Source organism: Actinoplanes sp. NPDC051470 (assembly GCF_040682035.1).
GTDB lineage: Bacteria > Actinomycetota > Actinomycetes > Mycobacteriales > Micromonosporaceae > Actinoplanes.
In genome coordinates, this window is sequence record NZ_JBFBAA010000006.1 from 86,934 (window position 1) to 100,291 (window position 13,358).

At 70.9% G+C, this 13,358-nt stretch carries 14 protein-coding genes; 3 read left to right on the forward strand and 11 right to left on the reverse strand.

What is annotated here, in order from left to right; translation table 11 throughout:
* Positions 1-24: 24 nt before the first annotated feature.
* The 10 genes from AB0M54_RS13305 to AB0M54_RS13350 form a co-directional block, all read right to left on the reverse strand.
* Complete coding sequence (locus AB0M54_RS13305) at positions 25-1,278, reverse strand: MlaD family protein (protein ID WP_364470930.1); 1,254 nt, start codon at positions 1,276-1,278, stop codon at positions 25-27.
* Positions 1,275-2,489 (reverse strand): MCE family protein, encoded by a 1,215-nt coding sequence (locus tag AB0M54_RS13310; RefSeq protein ID WP_364470931.1) that lies wholly within the window; start codon positions 2,487-2,489, stop codon positions 1,275-1,277. The genes AB0M54_RS13305 and AB0M54_RS13310 overlap by 4 nt, the downstream gene beginning before the upstream one ends.
* Positions 2,489-3,688, reverse strand: a complete 1,200-nt coding sequence (locus AB0M54_RS13315; RefSeq protein WP_364470933.1) for an MCE family protein — start codon at positions 3,686-3,688, stop codon at positions 2,489-2,491. Before AB0M54_RS13315 ends, AB0M54_RS13310 begins: the two co-directional genes overlap by 1 nt.
* Positions 3,685-4,647 carry an MCE family protein gene (locus tag AB0M54_RS13320; protein ID WP_364317531.1) on the reverse strand — a complete coding sequence of 321 codons (963 nt, stop codon included), beginning with the start codon at positions 4,645-4,647 and terminating at the stop codon, positions 3,685-3,687. Before AB0M54_RS13320 ends, AB0M54_RS13315 begins: the two co-directional genes overlap by 4 nt.
* Entirely contained in the window at positions 4,644-5,678 is a 1,035-nt protein-coding gene (locus tag AB0M54_RS13325) for an MCE family protein (protein ID WP_364317529.1), read from the reverse strand. Before AB0M54_RS13325 ends, AB0M54_RS13320 begins: the two co-directional genes overlap by 4 nt.
* Positions 5,675-6,922 carry an MCE family protein gene (locus AB0M54_RS13330; protein WP_364470935.1) on the reverse strand — a complete coding sequence of 416 codons (1,248 nt, stop codon included), beginning with the start codon at positions 6,920-6,922 and terminating at the stop codon, positions 5,675-5,677. The genes AB0M54_RS13325 and AB0M54_RS13330 overlap by 4 nt, the downstream gene beginning before the upstream one ends.
* Positions 6,919-7,710, reverse strand: coding sequence for an ABC transporter permease (locus AB0M54_RS13335; protein ID WP_364317525.1), 792 nt, complete (start codon positions 7,708-7,710; stop codon positions 6,919-6,921). The genes AB0M54_RS13330 and AB0M54_RS13335 overlap by 4 nt, the downstream gene beginning before the upstream one ends.
* 1 nt (position 7,711) lies before the next feature.
* A complete protein-coding gene (locus AB0M54_RS13340; RefSeq protein ID WP_364317523.1) occupies positions 7,712-8,470 on the reverse strand; it encodes an ABC transporter permease in 759 nt (252 codons plus the stop codon).
* Positions 8,467-9,402, reverse strand: coding sequence for an ABC transporter ATP-binding protein (locus AB0M54_RS13345; protein WP_364470937.1), 936 nt, complete (start codon positions 9,400-9,402; stop codon positions 8,467-8,469). The genes AB0M54_RS13340 and AB0M54_RS13345 overlap by 4 nt, the downstream gene beginning before the upstream one ends.
* Positions 9,403-9,488: 86 nt before the next feature.
* On the reverse strand, positions 9,489-10,016 hold the full coding sequence (locus tag AB0M54_RS13350; RefSeq protein ID WP_364470939.1) for a helix-turn-helix domain-containing protein: 528 nt from the start codon (positions 10,014-10,016) through the stop codon (positions 9,489-9,491).
* 107 nt (positions 10,017-10,123) lie between these two features.
* Between AB0M54_RS13350 and AB0M54_RS13355 the strand changes: the two genes are divergently transcribed.
* Together AB0M54_RS13355 and AB0M54_RS13360 are read left to right on the forward strand one after the other, a co-directional pair.
* Positions 10,124-11,077 carry an SDR family NAD(P)-dependent oxidoreductase gene (locus AB0M54_RS13355; protein ID WP_364470941.1) on the forward strand — a complete coding sequence of 318 codons (954 nt, stop codon included), beginning with the start codon at positions 10,124-10,126 and terminating at the stop codon, positions 11,075-11,077.
* A gap of 162 nt (positions 11,078-11,239) precedes the next feature.
* Positions 11,240-11,830, forward strand: coding sequence for a GrpB family protein (locus AB0M54_RS13360; RefSeq protein WP_364470943.1), 591 nt, complete (start codon positions 11,240-11,242; stop codon positions 11,828-11,830).
* A 37-nt stretch (positions 11,831-11,867) separates the two neighbouring features.
* Here the strand turns inward: AB0M54_RS13360 and AB0M54_RS13365 are convergent, their stop codons facing one another.
* Positions 11,868-12,275, reverse strand: a complete 408-nt coding sequence (locus AB0M54_RS13365) for a MarR family winged helix-turn-helix transcriptional regulator (protein WP_364470945.1) — start codon at positions 12,273-12,275, stop codon at positions 11,868-11,870.
* Between the two features lie 92 nt (positions 12,276-12,367).
* Here AB0M54_RS13365 and AB0M54_RS13370 point away from each other — a divergent pair, with 92 nt between their 5' ends.
* Positions 12,368-13,321 carry a zinc-binding alcohol dehydrogenase family protein gene (locus AB0M54_RS13370; RefSeq protein WP_364317513.1) on the forward strand — a complete coding sequence of 318 codons (954 nt, stop codon included), beginning with the start codon at positions 12,368-12,370 and terminating at the stop codon, positions 13,319-13,321.
* Positions 13,322-13,358: the final 37 nt, after the last annotated feature.

The following is a 13,358-nucleotide window of genomic DNA, read 5'->3' on the forward strand; positions in this document are numbered from 1 at the left end:
GCCGCACGCTGCGCGAAGGCTCGTTCACGGCGTCACTCCCGACAGAAGAAGCTGCTTCCAGGACTGCGCTCCGGCCACGGCTTCCTGCCCGCCGGTCCCGCCGAACCACATCGGCAGCCCGTCCGGCCCGACCACCAGCCCGCTCGCGGGGTCGTACCCGGCCACCGGAGGCGACGCCGCGGCCGGCGCCGCTCCACCATCCGGGGCGGGCGCGACCGTGCCTCGCCCGTCCGGCCGGGGCGCGTTGCGTTCGCTGCGGACCCCGGATCCGGCCGCGAGCTCGGCGTCGGTGCAGGTCTGCGCCCCGGTGTCGGTGTACTGGCAGGGCGGCGGGTCGTTGGCGTTGACCACGAGGCCGAAGTGGGCGGTGCCGTCGCCGGGTGCGACCGTGTAGCCGCCGGCGATGACCAGGGGGTACGTGACCAGGATCTGTTCGATGCCGGGGAGCCGGCGTACCGCGATGCCGTTGACCGTGATCAGGTTGCCGAGCAGGGTGCCGATGGCCGGGTCGAGGCCGCGCAGCAGCAGGGTCAGTTCGGTGGCCGCGGGCGGCCCGTTGGCCAGCAGCCGGCGCAGGTCGGGGTCGGCCTTGCGGAGGGTGCCGCTCAGCGAGGCCAGCCCGGCCGCCCACCGCCGCAGCGCCGCCGACTGGGACGCCTGTGTGGTGAGCACGACGGTGGCGTCGTCGATCAGCCGTTCGGTCTGCGGAAGGTAGGCGCCGCCGGTGTCCAGCAGGGTGTCCGACGAGTCGAGCAGCAGCTGGAGTGCGGCGGCGTTGCCTTCGAACGCGGTGCCCAGTTCGGTGATGACCACGGTGAGCTTGTCGCCGTCGACCGATCGGACCAGCTCGTCGAGGTTGGTCAGGAGCATCTCCACCGGCAGGGGGGTGCCTGTGCGGGATGAGGGAATCACCGACCCGTTGCCGAGGTACGGCCCTCCGGCGCGCTCGGGGCGCAGGTCGACGTACTGCTCGCCGACGGCCGACCGCAGCCCGATGACCGCGCGCAGGTCGGCGGGCACCTTCACGTCCCGCTCGAGGGACAGGTCGGCCCGGGCCCCGGACGGTGTGAGCCGCAGGGACGACACCCGCCCGACCGGCACCCCGCGGTACGTGACCGGCGCGTTCACGAAGATCCCGCCGCCGCGGGCGAGGTCCAGGTGCACCACGTAGTCCCGCCTCGCGATGCCCACGTACTCGAGCCCGACGTAGCTGACGCCGAGCGCGCTGATCACCAGGAACACCAGGACCTGGAGCTTGGCCATCCGGGTCAGGATCATGGCTGGTCACATCCGGTGAGCAGGCCGAGCGGCCCGCAGTCGCGGGTGGGCAACGGCAGCGGGAGCTGGGGCAGCTGGGGCAGCGTGGGCAGCGGGAGGCCGGGGACGCTGACCGAGATGCTGGGCAGGGGCACGTCCGGGAGCTCCGGCGCGCCGGGGACGACGGGAGTCTTCGACGGCTTGGGTGTGCGCCGCGGCGAAGAAGGAGAAGGGGCAGAAGAGGGGGGCGCCGGTGTGGATGGCTCCATCGCCGCGGTGTCCGGGTTGACGAGCAGGTTCGACAGGACGACGGCCGCGTCCAGATCCAGGGTGGCGTACAGGTTGACGAACCTGGCCTTGATCGCCCCGCGCACGTTCGGCGGGAACGGGTAGGTCAGCATGAAGTTGAGCGCGTGCGGCAGGTCGTCGCCGGCCTTGACCAGCTGGGACAGGATCGGACGCAGGTCGGCCAGGGTGGCCAGCGTCGCGTCCCGGCTCTCGTTGATCACCCGCGTGCCGACCGTCGACAGGTCGCTGAGCGAGGTCAGCGCCGAGGTGAGCTGCACCCGCTGGTCGGCGAGCACCTTCAGCCCGGGGTCGAGCGCGTCCAGCGCCGTCCCGATGGTCTCCTTCTCGTCGGCGAGCTTGCCGGAGAGCGCGTCGAGGGCGTCGATGGCCCGGGTGATGTCGGCCTTCTGCGCGTCCAGCCCGCCGATCAGCGTCTCGAGCTGCCCGAGCAGGTCGTTGACCGCGGGGGAGCGGCCCTTCAGGGCCTTGCCCAGTTCGGCGTTGATCGTGCGCAGCTGGGCCAGCCCGCCTCCGTTGAGCAGCAGGCCGAGCGCCGCGAGCACCTCCTCGACCTCGGCGGTGCGGCCGGTGCGCTCCAGCGGGATCAGGGCGCCGTCGGTGAGCGTGCCGGTGCCCGGTTCGCCGACCGGCGGCGACAGCGACACGAACTTCTCCCCGAGCAGGCTGCTCTGCCGCAGCTCGGCCGTGGCGTTGGCCGGCAGGCGTACCCCGTCGTCGATGGTCATCCGCACCCGGGCCTGCCAGCCGTCCAGCCAGACCTTGTCGACGCTGCCCACGGTCACGTCGTTGACCCGGACGGCCGAGCGCGGCACCAGGTCGAGCACGTCGGCGAACGCGGCGGTGACCACGTAGGTCGAGTCGGACCGGGAGCAGCCGGCGCCGGCGGCCACGACGACGAGCAGGAGCGACAGGAGGCGCTTCATCATCGCCTCCCAGGCAGCGGCAGAATGCCGGCGAGGGTGGGATCGCTACCGACCGAAGGGGGCGCGACCATGACCGGCTTCTTGACCGCGGGCGACGAAGGCGGCAGGCCGAGCAGCTTGCGCAGCGGGTCCGGCAGGGGGAGGCCGCGCTCCACCAGGTCCCGCGCGAGCGCCATGCACACGTCCGGCACCTGCGCGGCCGGCACCAGGTTGACCAGCAGCGAGCAGACGTAGGTGGCCGGGCCGTACGGGCCGAGCAGGTTGTCGCGGGTGTCCAGGGTGCCGGAGCGCGGGTTGTAGACCAGGTTCAGGTTGGCCAGCGCCAGCGGCGCCACGTCGAGCACCTCGATCAGCGCCTGCTGCTGCCGGACCAGCACGGTGGTGACGTCGGTGAGCGCGGCGACGTCCTGGCTCAGCAGCTCGCGGTTGTCCCGCACGAACGTCGCCACCTGGGCCAGCGCCACCGACAGGCTCCGCAGCGTGGCCTCCAGTTCGGGGCCCTCGCCGGCGAGTTGCTCGCTCGCGGTGGCCAGCCGGCCGTTGAACTGGCGGACCAGCCGTTCGCTCTTGGCCAGCATGGTGGTGAACTCCTGCAGGTCGGCGACCGTTCCGAAGAGGTCGTTGCGGCCGTCGGAGAGCGTCTTCAGCGTTGTGCTCGCGCCGTCGATGGTGTCGTGCAGGTTCTCGCCGTTGCCGTCGAGGTTGGCCGCGCCGGTGTCGACGAGGTCGCTCAGCGAGCCGTCCCGGTTGGCGCCGGTGGGGCCGAGCGCCCGGTTGAACTCGTCGAGCGCGCGATAGACCTCGTCGAGTTCGAGGGGCACCGCCGTGCGCGAGGTGGGCAGTTCGGCGTTGTCGTTCAGGACCGGGCCCTTGGTGTACGCGGGGGAGAGCTGCACGTACCGATCGCTGACCACACTGGGTGGGATGATCACGGCCATCGCGTCCGCCGGAACGGGCTGCTCAGCGTCGTACTCCATGACGACCCGCACCGTGTCACCCTGCGGGACCACCTCGGTGACCGTGCCGACCGCGACGCCCAGCACCCGCACGCTCGACCCGGGCGTGATCCCGACGGCGCTGGTGAAGTGGGCCACCAGCCGCCGGTCGTCCGAGCCGCCGCCGAACACGACGAACGCGGCCACCCCGGCCAGGACGACGACCAGCGCGCCGGCCGCGATGGTGAAGAGCCGGGCCCTCATCGGACCGGCCCCGGCTGGAACGGCTGGATCAGGCCGTCGAGGTACGAGTCGAACCAGCGCCCGTTGCCCAGCACGTTGGTGAACGCGTCCAGGAACGGCGCGAACGTCGCGATGGTGTCGCTCAAATTGTCCCGGTTGCGTTGCAGCACGGCCAGCGCCCTCCGCAGGTCGGTCAGCGCCGGCGCCAGCCGGGCCCGGTTGTCCTTGACCAGCCCGGACAGCTGACCGGCGAGCGCGGTCGTGGTGACCAGCAGCTGGTGGATCGCGTCCCGGCGCTTGATCACCTCGGCCAGCAGCAGGTCGCCGTCGGCGATCAGCTTCCGGAACTCCTCGTCCCGTTCGGCCAGCACGCTGCTCACCCCGTGCGCGTGTTCGAGCAGCTCCCGGAGCTGCGCGTCCCGGGACGACAGCGTGCGGGTGAGCCGGGACAGCCCGTCCAGCGAGGTGCGGACGCTGTCCGGGGTGTCCGCGAAGGCCGCCGACAGCGCGTCGAACGCGGTGGCGAGCTGCTTGGTGTCGATCTGCTGGAACCGGTCGGCCAGCCCGGTGACCGCCTGCACCACGTCGAACGGCGACGCCGTGCGGGACAGCGGGATCTCGCCGTCCTCGGCCAGCCGGCCGTCGCCGGCCGGGCCCAGCGCCAGGTACTTCTGCCCGAGCACGGTCTTGATCCGGATGGTGGCGCTGGTCGTGTCGCCCAGCCGTACCTCGTCGTCGTCGATCCCGAAGGACACCTTGACGTACGTCTGGCTCGCCGACGAGGCCAGCTCGACGCCGGTCACCTTGCCCACCTTGACGCCGGCGATGCGTACCTCGTTGCCCTCGGCCAGGCCGCTCGCGTCGCGGAAGGCGGCGTGATAGGTCGCCCCGCCGAACAGCCGGCCGAGGTCTTCCAGGTGGAACGCGCCGTACATGAGCAGGGCCGCGACCACGATGGCGAGGGCGCCGAGCTTCCTCATCGGTCACCGCCGGTCCGGCAGCGGGCCTGGTCCGAGCTGAACGGCCCCACCGGCGTCCGACCGGCGACCGGCAGCGCGATGTGCCCGTCGAAGTCGCACATGAAGAAGTTGAACCACGAGCCGTCGGACGCGGTGGTGGTCAGGTCGCGGTACTGGCCGGGCAGCCGGGACAGCGTCTGGTCGAGCACGCCGCCGTTGTCGGCCAGCGTGTCGCTGAGCCGGCCGAGCTGGTCGATGTCGGCGCGCAGGTCGGGGCGGGCGTCGCGGAGCAGTCCGGCGGTGGCGCTGGTGACGCCGGAGATGTTGGTGACCGCGTCGCCGATGGCCTCGCGGTCGGCGGCCAGCCCGGAGACGAACTGCTGTAACGCGGCCACGCTGCCGGAGAGCTGGTCGCGGTGCTCGTCCAGGGTGGCCAGCACGGTGTTCAGATTGTCGATGACCCGAGTGATCACGGCGTCGCGGTCGGCCAGCGTGGAGGTCAGCGAGGCGGTGTGCTCCAGCAGCCCGGAGACGGTGCCGGCCTCGCCCTGGAAGACCTGGATGATCTCGTACGCCAGGGTGTTGACGTCGTCGGGGCTCAGCGCCGTGAACAGCGGGCCGAAGCCGTTGAACAGCACCGTGAGATCGAGGGCGGGCGAGGTCTGGGCCAGCGGGATCAGCCCACCTTGACGCAGATTCTCCGACGCGCCCGGCTGGTTGGTCAGGGCCACGTAGCGCTGGCCGACCAGGTTGCGGTAGCGGACGGCGGCGTGCACGTTGGCCGGGATCGGGATCGCCTGGTCGACCGTGAGTGCGAGCTCGGCGGTGGCGCCGTCGATCAGGCGTACCTCGCTGACCTGCCCGACCTTGACCCCGGCGATGCGGACGTCGTCGCCGGGCAGCACCGAGGTGACGTCGGTGAATCGGGCGCGGTACTCGGTGCCGTCCGGCGCGAACGCGCCCAGCGACCCGGCGAGCAGGCCGGTCAGCACGAGCGTGATCGCGGCGAAGACAATCAGCTTGATCAGCGGCGGCGCGACGTTGCGGTTCATCCCCCGGACACCACCGTTCCACGCAGCACCGGGCCCCACAGCAGCGCGGCCGCGTCCGGGACCTGCTCGGGCGGCGTGCCGGTGGCCTGGCCGGCCAGCACGTCGATCACGCCGCGCTCCTCGGCCGTCCCCGAGTAGCCCATGGCCGCGGTCGTGGTGATCGGGATCGGCCCGCCCTGATCGCCCTCGGTGCCGTCGTCCAGGCCGGGCGGTTTCAGGGGCACCGGCGGGTCGGGCAGCCCGTAGCATTTCGGGCCGCCGCTCGCGTCGTACCGCGGATCGTCTCTGCCCTTGACGTATTTGCCCTGGTCACGGGTGGCCTCCAGGGTGATGTGCATCCGGCCGTCGCGGAACACCTGCTCGATGCGGGGCTGGAGGGTGACCAGGCCGTCGAGGACACAGGGGTATTCCGGCGCGTACGTGGCCAGCAGGCCGAGCAACGGCTCGCTGACCTTGCCGACCTGGATGATCCGGTCGCCGTGCCGGTCGAGGAAGCCGGTCGCGTACTCGGCGGCGTCGGTCGTGTCGGTCAGCAGCGCGGCCAGCTGCTGCCGTTGGTCGGCGATCGTGGTCATGGTGACCGTGGCGTTGCGCAGCAGGGTGAGCAGGTCGTCGGCGGCGCCGTGGTACGCCTCCAGGGTGTCCGCCAGCCGTTTGATGTCGGTGCGCAGGTTGGGCACGTGCGGGTTGAGCCGGACCAGGTAGTCGTCGAGCTGTTCCAGGTTGCCGCCGAGCTGGTCGCCGCGGCCCCGCAACGCCCCGGCCAGCACGCCGAGCGTGGTCGCGAGCTGCTCCGGGGCGATCGTGCGCAGCAGCGGCAGCACGTCGTCGAGCACCCGTTCCAGTTCCAGGGCGCTGCTGCTGCGGTCCTGGCCGATCACGGCGCCGTCCTTGATCGTGTCGTGCGGCGCGGCGGGGATCTCGAGGGACACGTACCGCTCCCCGAAGAGGGTCTTGGGCAGCAGCCGCGCGGTGACGTCGGCCGGGATCCAGGCGCTGTCCCCGGGCCGGAGCGCGAGCTTCATCCGCGCGGCCGTCCCGTCGGCGGTGATCGACCGCACCTCGCCGACGATCACGTCCCGCACCTTCACGTCGGCGCCCGAGTTCAGCTGGAGCCCGGTGTGGTCGGCCAGCAGGGTCACGGTGACGACCGGCGTGAACGCCTTCCGGTAGACGAGCACGCTCAGCGAGACCGCCGCCAGCAGCAGGACGACGAAGCTCGCGCCGATGAGTTTGAGCCTCATCCCGCGATCCTCACCGTGGTGGTGGCGCCCCAGATCGCCAGCGAGAGGAAGAAGTCGATGATGTTCACCGCGACGATCGCCGTCCGTACGGCCCGGCCCACCGCCACACCCACGCCGGCCGGTCCACCGCTGGCCGTGTAGCCGTAGTAGCAGTGCACCAGCACCACGACCACGCTGAAGACGAGCGTCTTGCCGAACGACCAGAGCACGTCGGACGGCGGCAGGAACAGGTGGAAGTAGTAGTCGTACGTGCCCGGGGACTGCCCGAAGTAGGCGGTGGCCATCGTCCGGGTGGCGAGATAGCTGGAGAGCAGCCCGATCACGTACAGCGGGATGACCGCGACAAAGCCGGCGATCATCCGGGTGGTGACCAGGAACGGCAGCGACGGCACGGCCATCACCTCGAGCGCGTCCACCTCGTCGCTGATCCGCATCGCGCCGAGCTGCGCGGTGAACCCACACCCGACGGTCGCCGAGAGCGCGATGGCGGCGACCAGCGGGGAGATCTCACGGGTGTTGAAGTACGCCGAGACGAAGCCGGTGAACGCGCTGCTGCCGAGCTGGTTGAGCGCCTGGTAGCCCTGCAGTCCCACCTCGGTGCCGGTGAAGAAGGTCATGAACGCGATCACGCCGACCGTGCCGCCGACCACGGCCAGGGCGCCCGACCCGAAGCTGACCTCGGCCAGCAGTCGCAGGACCTCCTTCTTGTAGTTCTTCAGGACCCGGGGCACGGCCGCGAACGTGCGGGCGTGGAAGGCCAGCTGGGCGCCGAGGTCGTCGAGAATCACCTCAGGTGCCCTTCTGGGGTACGACCTGGAAGTAGATCGCCGTGATCAGGAAATTCAGGGCGAACAGCAGCATGAAGGTGATCACCACGCTCTGGTTCACCGCGTCGCCCACGCCCTTCGGCCCGCCACCCGCGTTCAGCCCCTTGTACGACGCCACGAGCGCCGCCGCCGCACCGAACACCAGCGCCTTGAACTCGCCCGCGACCAGGTCGGGCAGCTGCCCCAGGGCCTGGAAGCTGGCGATGTACGCCCCCGTCGTACCCCCTTGCACCAGCACGTTGAACACGTAGCCGCCGGCCACCCCGACCACGCTGACCAGCCCGTTCAGCAGCACCGCGACCAGCATCGAGGCGATCACCCGGGGCACCACGAGCCGCTGCACCGGGTCGATGCCCAGCACCCGCATCGCGTCGATCTCCTCGCGGATCTTGCGCGCGCCCAGGTCGGCGCAGATCGCCGAGCCGCCCGCCCCGGCGATGATCAGCGCGGTCACGATCGGCCCCGACTCCCGCACCACGGCCAGCACCGACGCCGCGCCGGTGAACGACTGCGCGCCGAGCTGGCGGACCAGCGACCCGAGCTGCAGCGCGATCACCGCCCCGAACGGGATCGACACCAGCGCCGCCGGCAGGATCGACACCGAGCTGATGAACCACGCCTGCTGGATCAGCTCCCGCACCTGGAACGGCCGTCTCACCGTCTTCCGCGCCGTGTCCAGGCTGAACGCCACGAACTGGCCGGTGCTCTCCAGGACGTTCATGCCGCGAACGACCCGCTGGGCGGCGTGACGTTGTTCTCGTTGCACCACTGGCCGGGCGGGCGCTCGGCCTCCCGCGGCTTCTTGTCCGACGGCTGCAGCTGGATGGGGATCGGAGGCAACTGGCCCAGCTCCTCGCCCGACTCGGCCTCGGCGGCCAGATCGGCCTCGTCCTTCTCCTCGGACATCCCGATCGGCCCGACCCGCTGGGCGTTCAGGAACTGGCGCACCACCGGCTCGGTGCTCGACAGCAGCATCTCCCGCGGCCCGAACATGGCCAGATGCCCCTTGTGCAGCAGGCCGATGTTGTCGGGCACGGTCCGCGCGGTGTTGATGTCATGCGTGACGATCAGGAAGGTCGCCCCGGTCTGCTGGTTCAAATCAATGATCAACTGATTGAGGTACGCCGTACGCACCGGATCGAGCCCCGAATCCGGCTCGTCGAACAGAATGATCTCGGGGTCGAGCACCAGCGCCCGGGCCAGCCCGGCCCGCTTCCGCATGCCACCGGAGATCTCACCCGGCAGCTTCCGCTCGGCGCCGTTGAGCCCGACCATGTCCAGCTTCTCGCCGACGATCGCCCGCACCTCGGACTCCGACTTCCGGGTGTGCTCACGCAGCGGGAACGCCACGTTGTCGTAGATGTTCATCGAGCCGAAGAGCGCGCCGTCCTGGAAGAGCACCCCGAACAGCTTGCGTACGGCGTACAGCTGCCGCTCCTTCAACCGGGGCAGGTCCTGCCCGTCGATCCAGATCGACCCGCTGTCCGGCCGGAGCAGCCCGACCAGCGTCTTGAGGAACACCGACTTCCCGGTCCCGGACGGTCCGAGCAGGACCGAGATCTCCCCGGCGGGCAGGGTGAGGGTGACGTCCTCCCAGATCACCTGGCGACCGAACCGCTTGGATAGTCCCTCGACCGCCACCGCCACACCCACGAGTGCCTCCCCGACCCCCGGCGAACAGCCGGTTGCAGAGATATAACACGCATGAAGCGCCGTACGCATGTCCACTGTGCAGTTCGTTATCTGCGGACGCCCGTCATCAGGAGGTCGAGCAGGCGGGAGGCCAGGTCACGCTGGTGCTCCTCGGCGGCGATCAGGGTGATCCCGCCCAGCGACATCAGCAGGTCGTTCGGGTCGACGCCGGCCCTCACCCCGCCGGCCTCCTGCAGCGTCGCGATCGCAGCGCGGAGGCGGTCGCGGGTCTGCTGGATGTCCGCCTCCGAGGTCAGGACGGCCCGGAGCGTCTCGCCGAGCCCCCGCTTGGCCGCCATGAAGTCGACGAACATCTCCATCCAGGTGCGCAGCCCTTCGGCCCCCGGCTGGTCACGGGCCAGGTCGTCGGCGGCGGCGCAGAGGCGCTCGACCTCCTGGCGGTAGACCGCCTCGACCAGCGCCTCCCGGGTCGGGAAGCGGCGGTAGACGGTGCCGATGCCCACGCCGGCCTCGCGGGCGATCGCCTTCATCGAGGCGCCGGTGCCCTCGCGGGCGAAGGCTCGCGCCGCGACCTCGAGCACCCGGTCGTGGTTGTCGCGCGCGTCGGCCCGCATGTCGCTCACCTCACCTCCGCGATTCGTTGCTAACCGGACCACGGTCCGTTTAGTGTCGGCTTAAGCGGACCGTGGTCCGCTTATTCGACTCTAGCAAGGAGGGCGTCATGCCCGTTTCCTTCGGCCCCGTTTCCTTCGGCCCCGTTTCCTTCGGCGCCACGTCAACCGCCGCCCAGGTGATCAACGGTGTCGACCTGCGCGGCCGTCGAGCCGTCGTCACCGGGGGCGCCTCGGGCATCGGGGTCGCCACGGCCCGCACCCTGGCCCTCGCCGGCGCGTCGGTCACCCTGGCCGTCCGCGATCTCACGGCGGGCCATCGGGTCGCCACCGAGATCGGCCACGGCGTCGTGGTGGCGCCCCTCGACCTCGCCGACCAGGCGTCGGTGCGCCGTTTCGCCACGGATTGGACCGGCCCGCTGCACATCCTGGTCAACAACGCCGGCGTGATGGCCACCCCCGAGACCCGCACGCCACAGGGCTGGGAACTGCAGTTCGCCACCAACCACCTCGGCCACTTCACGCTGGCGCTCGGCCTGCACGACGCCCTGGCCGCCGCCGGAAACGCCCGCGTGGTCTCGGTCAGCTCCGTCGGCCACATCAACGGCGACGTCACCTTCGACGACCTGATGTTCAACCACCGTGCGTACGACCCGTGGGCCGCCTACAGCCAGTCGAAGACGGCCAACGTGCTCTTCGCCGTCGAGGCGGCCAAGCGCTGGGCCCCCGACCACATCGCGGTGAACGCGCTCAACCCCGGCCGGATCGCCTCCACCGCACTGGGCCGCCACCTGGCCGCGCCCCCGGCGTCGTTCGACCCGTCCGGCACGACCGGCGTGTCGGTCAAGGACATCGAGCAGGGCGCTGCCACATCCGTCCTGCTGGCGGCGTCCCCGCTGGTCGAGGGGGTGACCGGGCGCTACTTCGAGGACTGCCAGGAGGCTGTGCCCTACGTGCCCGGCGTCCGTCGCGGAGTGGCCGCATACGCCCTCGACCGGGAGCGGGCAGCCCGCCTCTGGCAGATCTCCACCGACCTGGTGACCGCGGCGTCCCGGCTGGGCTGAGCTGCTCACCCCGACGTCCCATGCCGCCGCCGTGGCCTCGGTTGCCGCCCGCCCGGCCGGAGCTGCCTCTCCTTCGGCCCGGCGGGCGTCCGGAAAAATCGGATGTCGGTCGATGGCTGCTCTCGTACGCTGGAAGACTTTGCTTCTTCTAGGAGGTTGACCTTGGCCGAGTATCCGCGTGAGGTGCTGGAACGTTCGCACGCCACGCCCGAACAGATGGCCGCCGGGCTGGTGGGGGAGTGGCCCCGCGGCGACCGGCCGATCGTCGTCCAGGAGTACGACCCGGCGTGGCCCGGCCGATACGAGGACTTCCGCGCCCGGATCGCGGGGGCGCTGGGGTCGCGGATCGTCGGGATCGAGCACGTCGGCTCCACATCGGTGCCCGGCCTGCCGGCCAAGCCGATCATCGACATCGACGTGCTCCTCGACGACACCGAGGACGAGTCGCGTTACCTGCCGCCGCTCGAGGCGCTGGGCTATCGCCTGATCCTGCGCGAGCCCTGGTGGCATGGACACCGCATGCTCATCGACGACGTCGAGGAGCTGCACCTGCACGTCTGGCCCCGCAACGCCCCGGAGCCGATCCGGCACCGCCTGTTCCGCGACTGGCTGCGCACCCATCCGGACGACCGGGCGCTCTACGCCCGTACCAAACTCGACCTGGCCCGATCGACCCGCGACAACCCCGGCGACTACAACCTCGCCAAGAACACCGTCATCGACCAGATCTTCGAGCGCGTCTTCGCGGCATAGGCCGCGCCCCGCACCTGGCTCATCCACGAGGGACCACCTAATCCTCCCCGACGATCGTGCCGGCGAGCATGGTGAGCTCGGCCCGCTGCCGGCTTGTCAGGTGTTCGGTCAGGGCCAGGACGCGGTCGCGGATCGCCACCTCGCCGGCCGCGGTCAGCTCGCGGCCGGCGGGCGTGAGCGACACCAGCACCACGCGGCCGTCGTGTGGCGAGGCCGAGCGCCGCACCAGCCCGCGCCTCTCGGCCCGGCTCACCAGCCCCGTGATCGACGACTTGTCGAGGCCCAGGTAGGCCCCGAGCTCCAGCATGCCCGGCTCGCGGTCGCGCAGGACGCCGAGCATGCGGATCTGGACGACCGACAGATCATGCTCGGCGCCCACGGTGGCCAGCGCACGCTGCACGACGAACGACAGCTGAACCAAGGCATCCACGGTGTTCAGGGGCATGCGGCCAGTTTAGTACGTGACGCAAACCATCTTGCAGTGGTACGTGCCACAAACTAAATTAGTACGTGTCACCAACCAACCGAGGAGGATCCATGCGAGTCGACGCGGCCGTGGTTCATTCGTTCAGCGAGGCGCCCCGCTACGAGGCGTTCGACATCCCCGATCCGGCCGGCGACGACCAGGTCGCGGCCGAGGTGCTGGTGGCCGGTCTCCATCCGCGAGTGCGCAGCGCCGCCGCCGGAAACCACTACACGAGCACGGGTGTCCTGCCCATGATCCCCGGCATCGACGGCGTCGCGCGCCTGGCCGACGGTCACATTGTCTACTTCGTGGCCGACGACCACCTGCCCGGCTCGCTGGCCAGCCACACGGTCCTCGATCCCCGCCGCACGGTCCCGATCCCGCCCGACGTCGATCTCGCCAAGATCGCCGCCGGCCTGAACCCCGCCATGTCCTCCTGGGTCGCGCTGCGCCGCCGCGTGCCCCTCGAGCCCGGCCAGTCCGTGCTGGTCCTGGGTGCGACGGGCAATGCCGGCCAGCTGGCCATCCAGGTCGCCAAGCGGCTGGGTGCGGCCCGGGTGGTCGCCGCCGGCCGCAACAGCGCCCGCCTGGCCACCTTGCCCGCCTTGGGCGCCGACACCACCGTGCCGCTGGACGGGTCTCCCTACGCCTTGGCCGAGGCCGCCGCCGAGGTCGACATCGTCCTCGACTACCTCTGGGGCCAGCCGGCGACCGACGCGATCATGGCCGTCCTGCGAGCCCGCCCCGACCGCAGCCGAGCCATGAACTGGATCCAGATCGGCTCCGTGGCCGGTCCCACCATCACCCTGCCCTCCGTGGCCCTGCGCTCAGCCAACTTCCGCCTCCAGGGCAACGGCCAGGGCGCCGTCTCAACCCGCGCCTACCTTGAGGAACTCCCCGCCCTGATCCAAGAGATCAACACCGGCGCCATCGAGGTCACCGCAGCCGAGAGCCGGCTGGCCGACATCGAGAAGCTCTGGTCAACTCCCGAAAAGCCCGGCACCCGAACCGTCCTCGTCCCATAGCCCCAGATCGACCCGGTTTGAAGCCGCCCCCACGCTC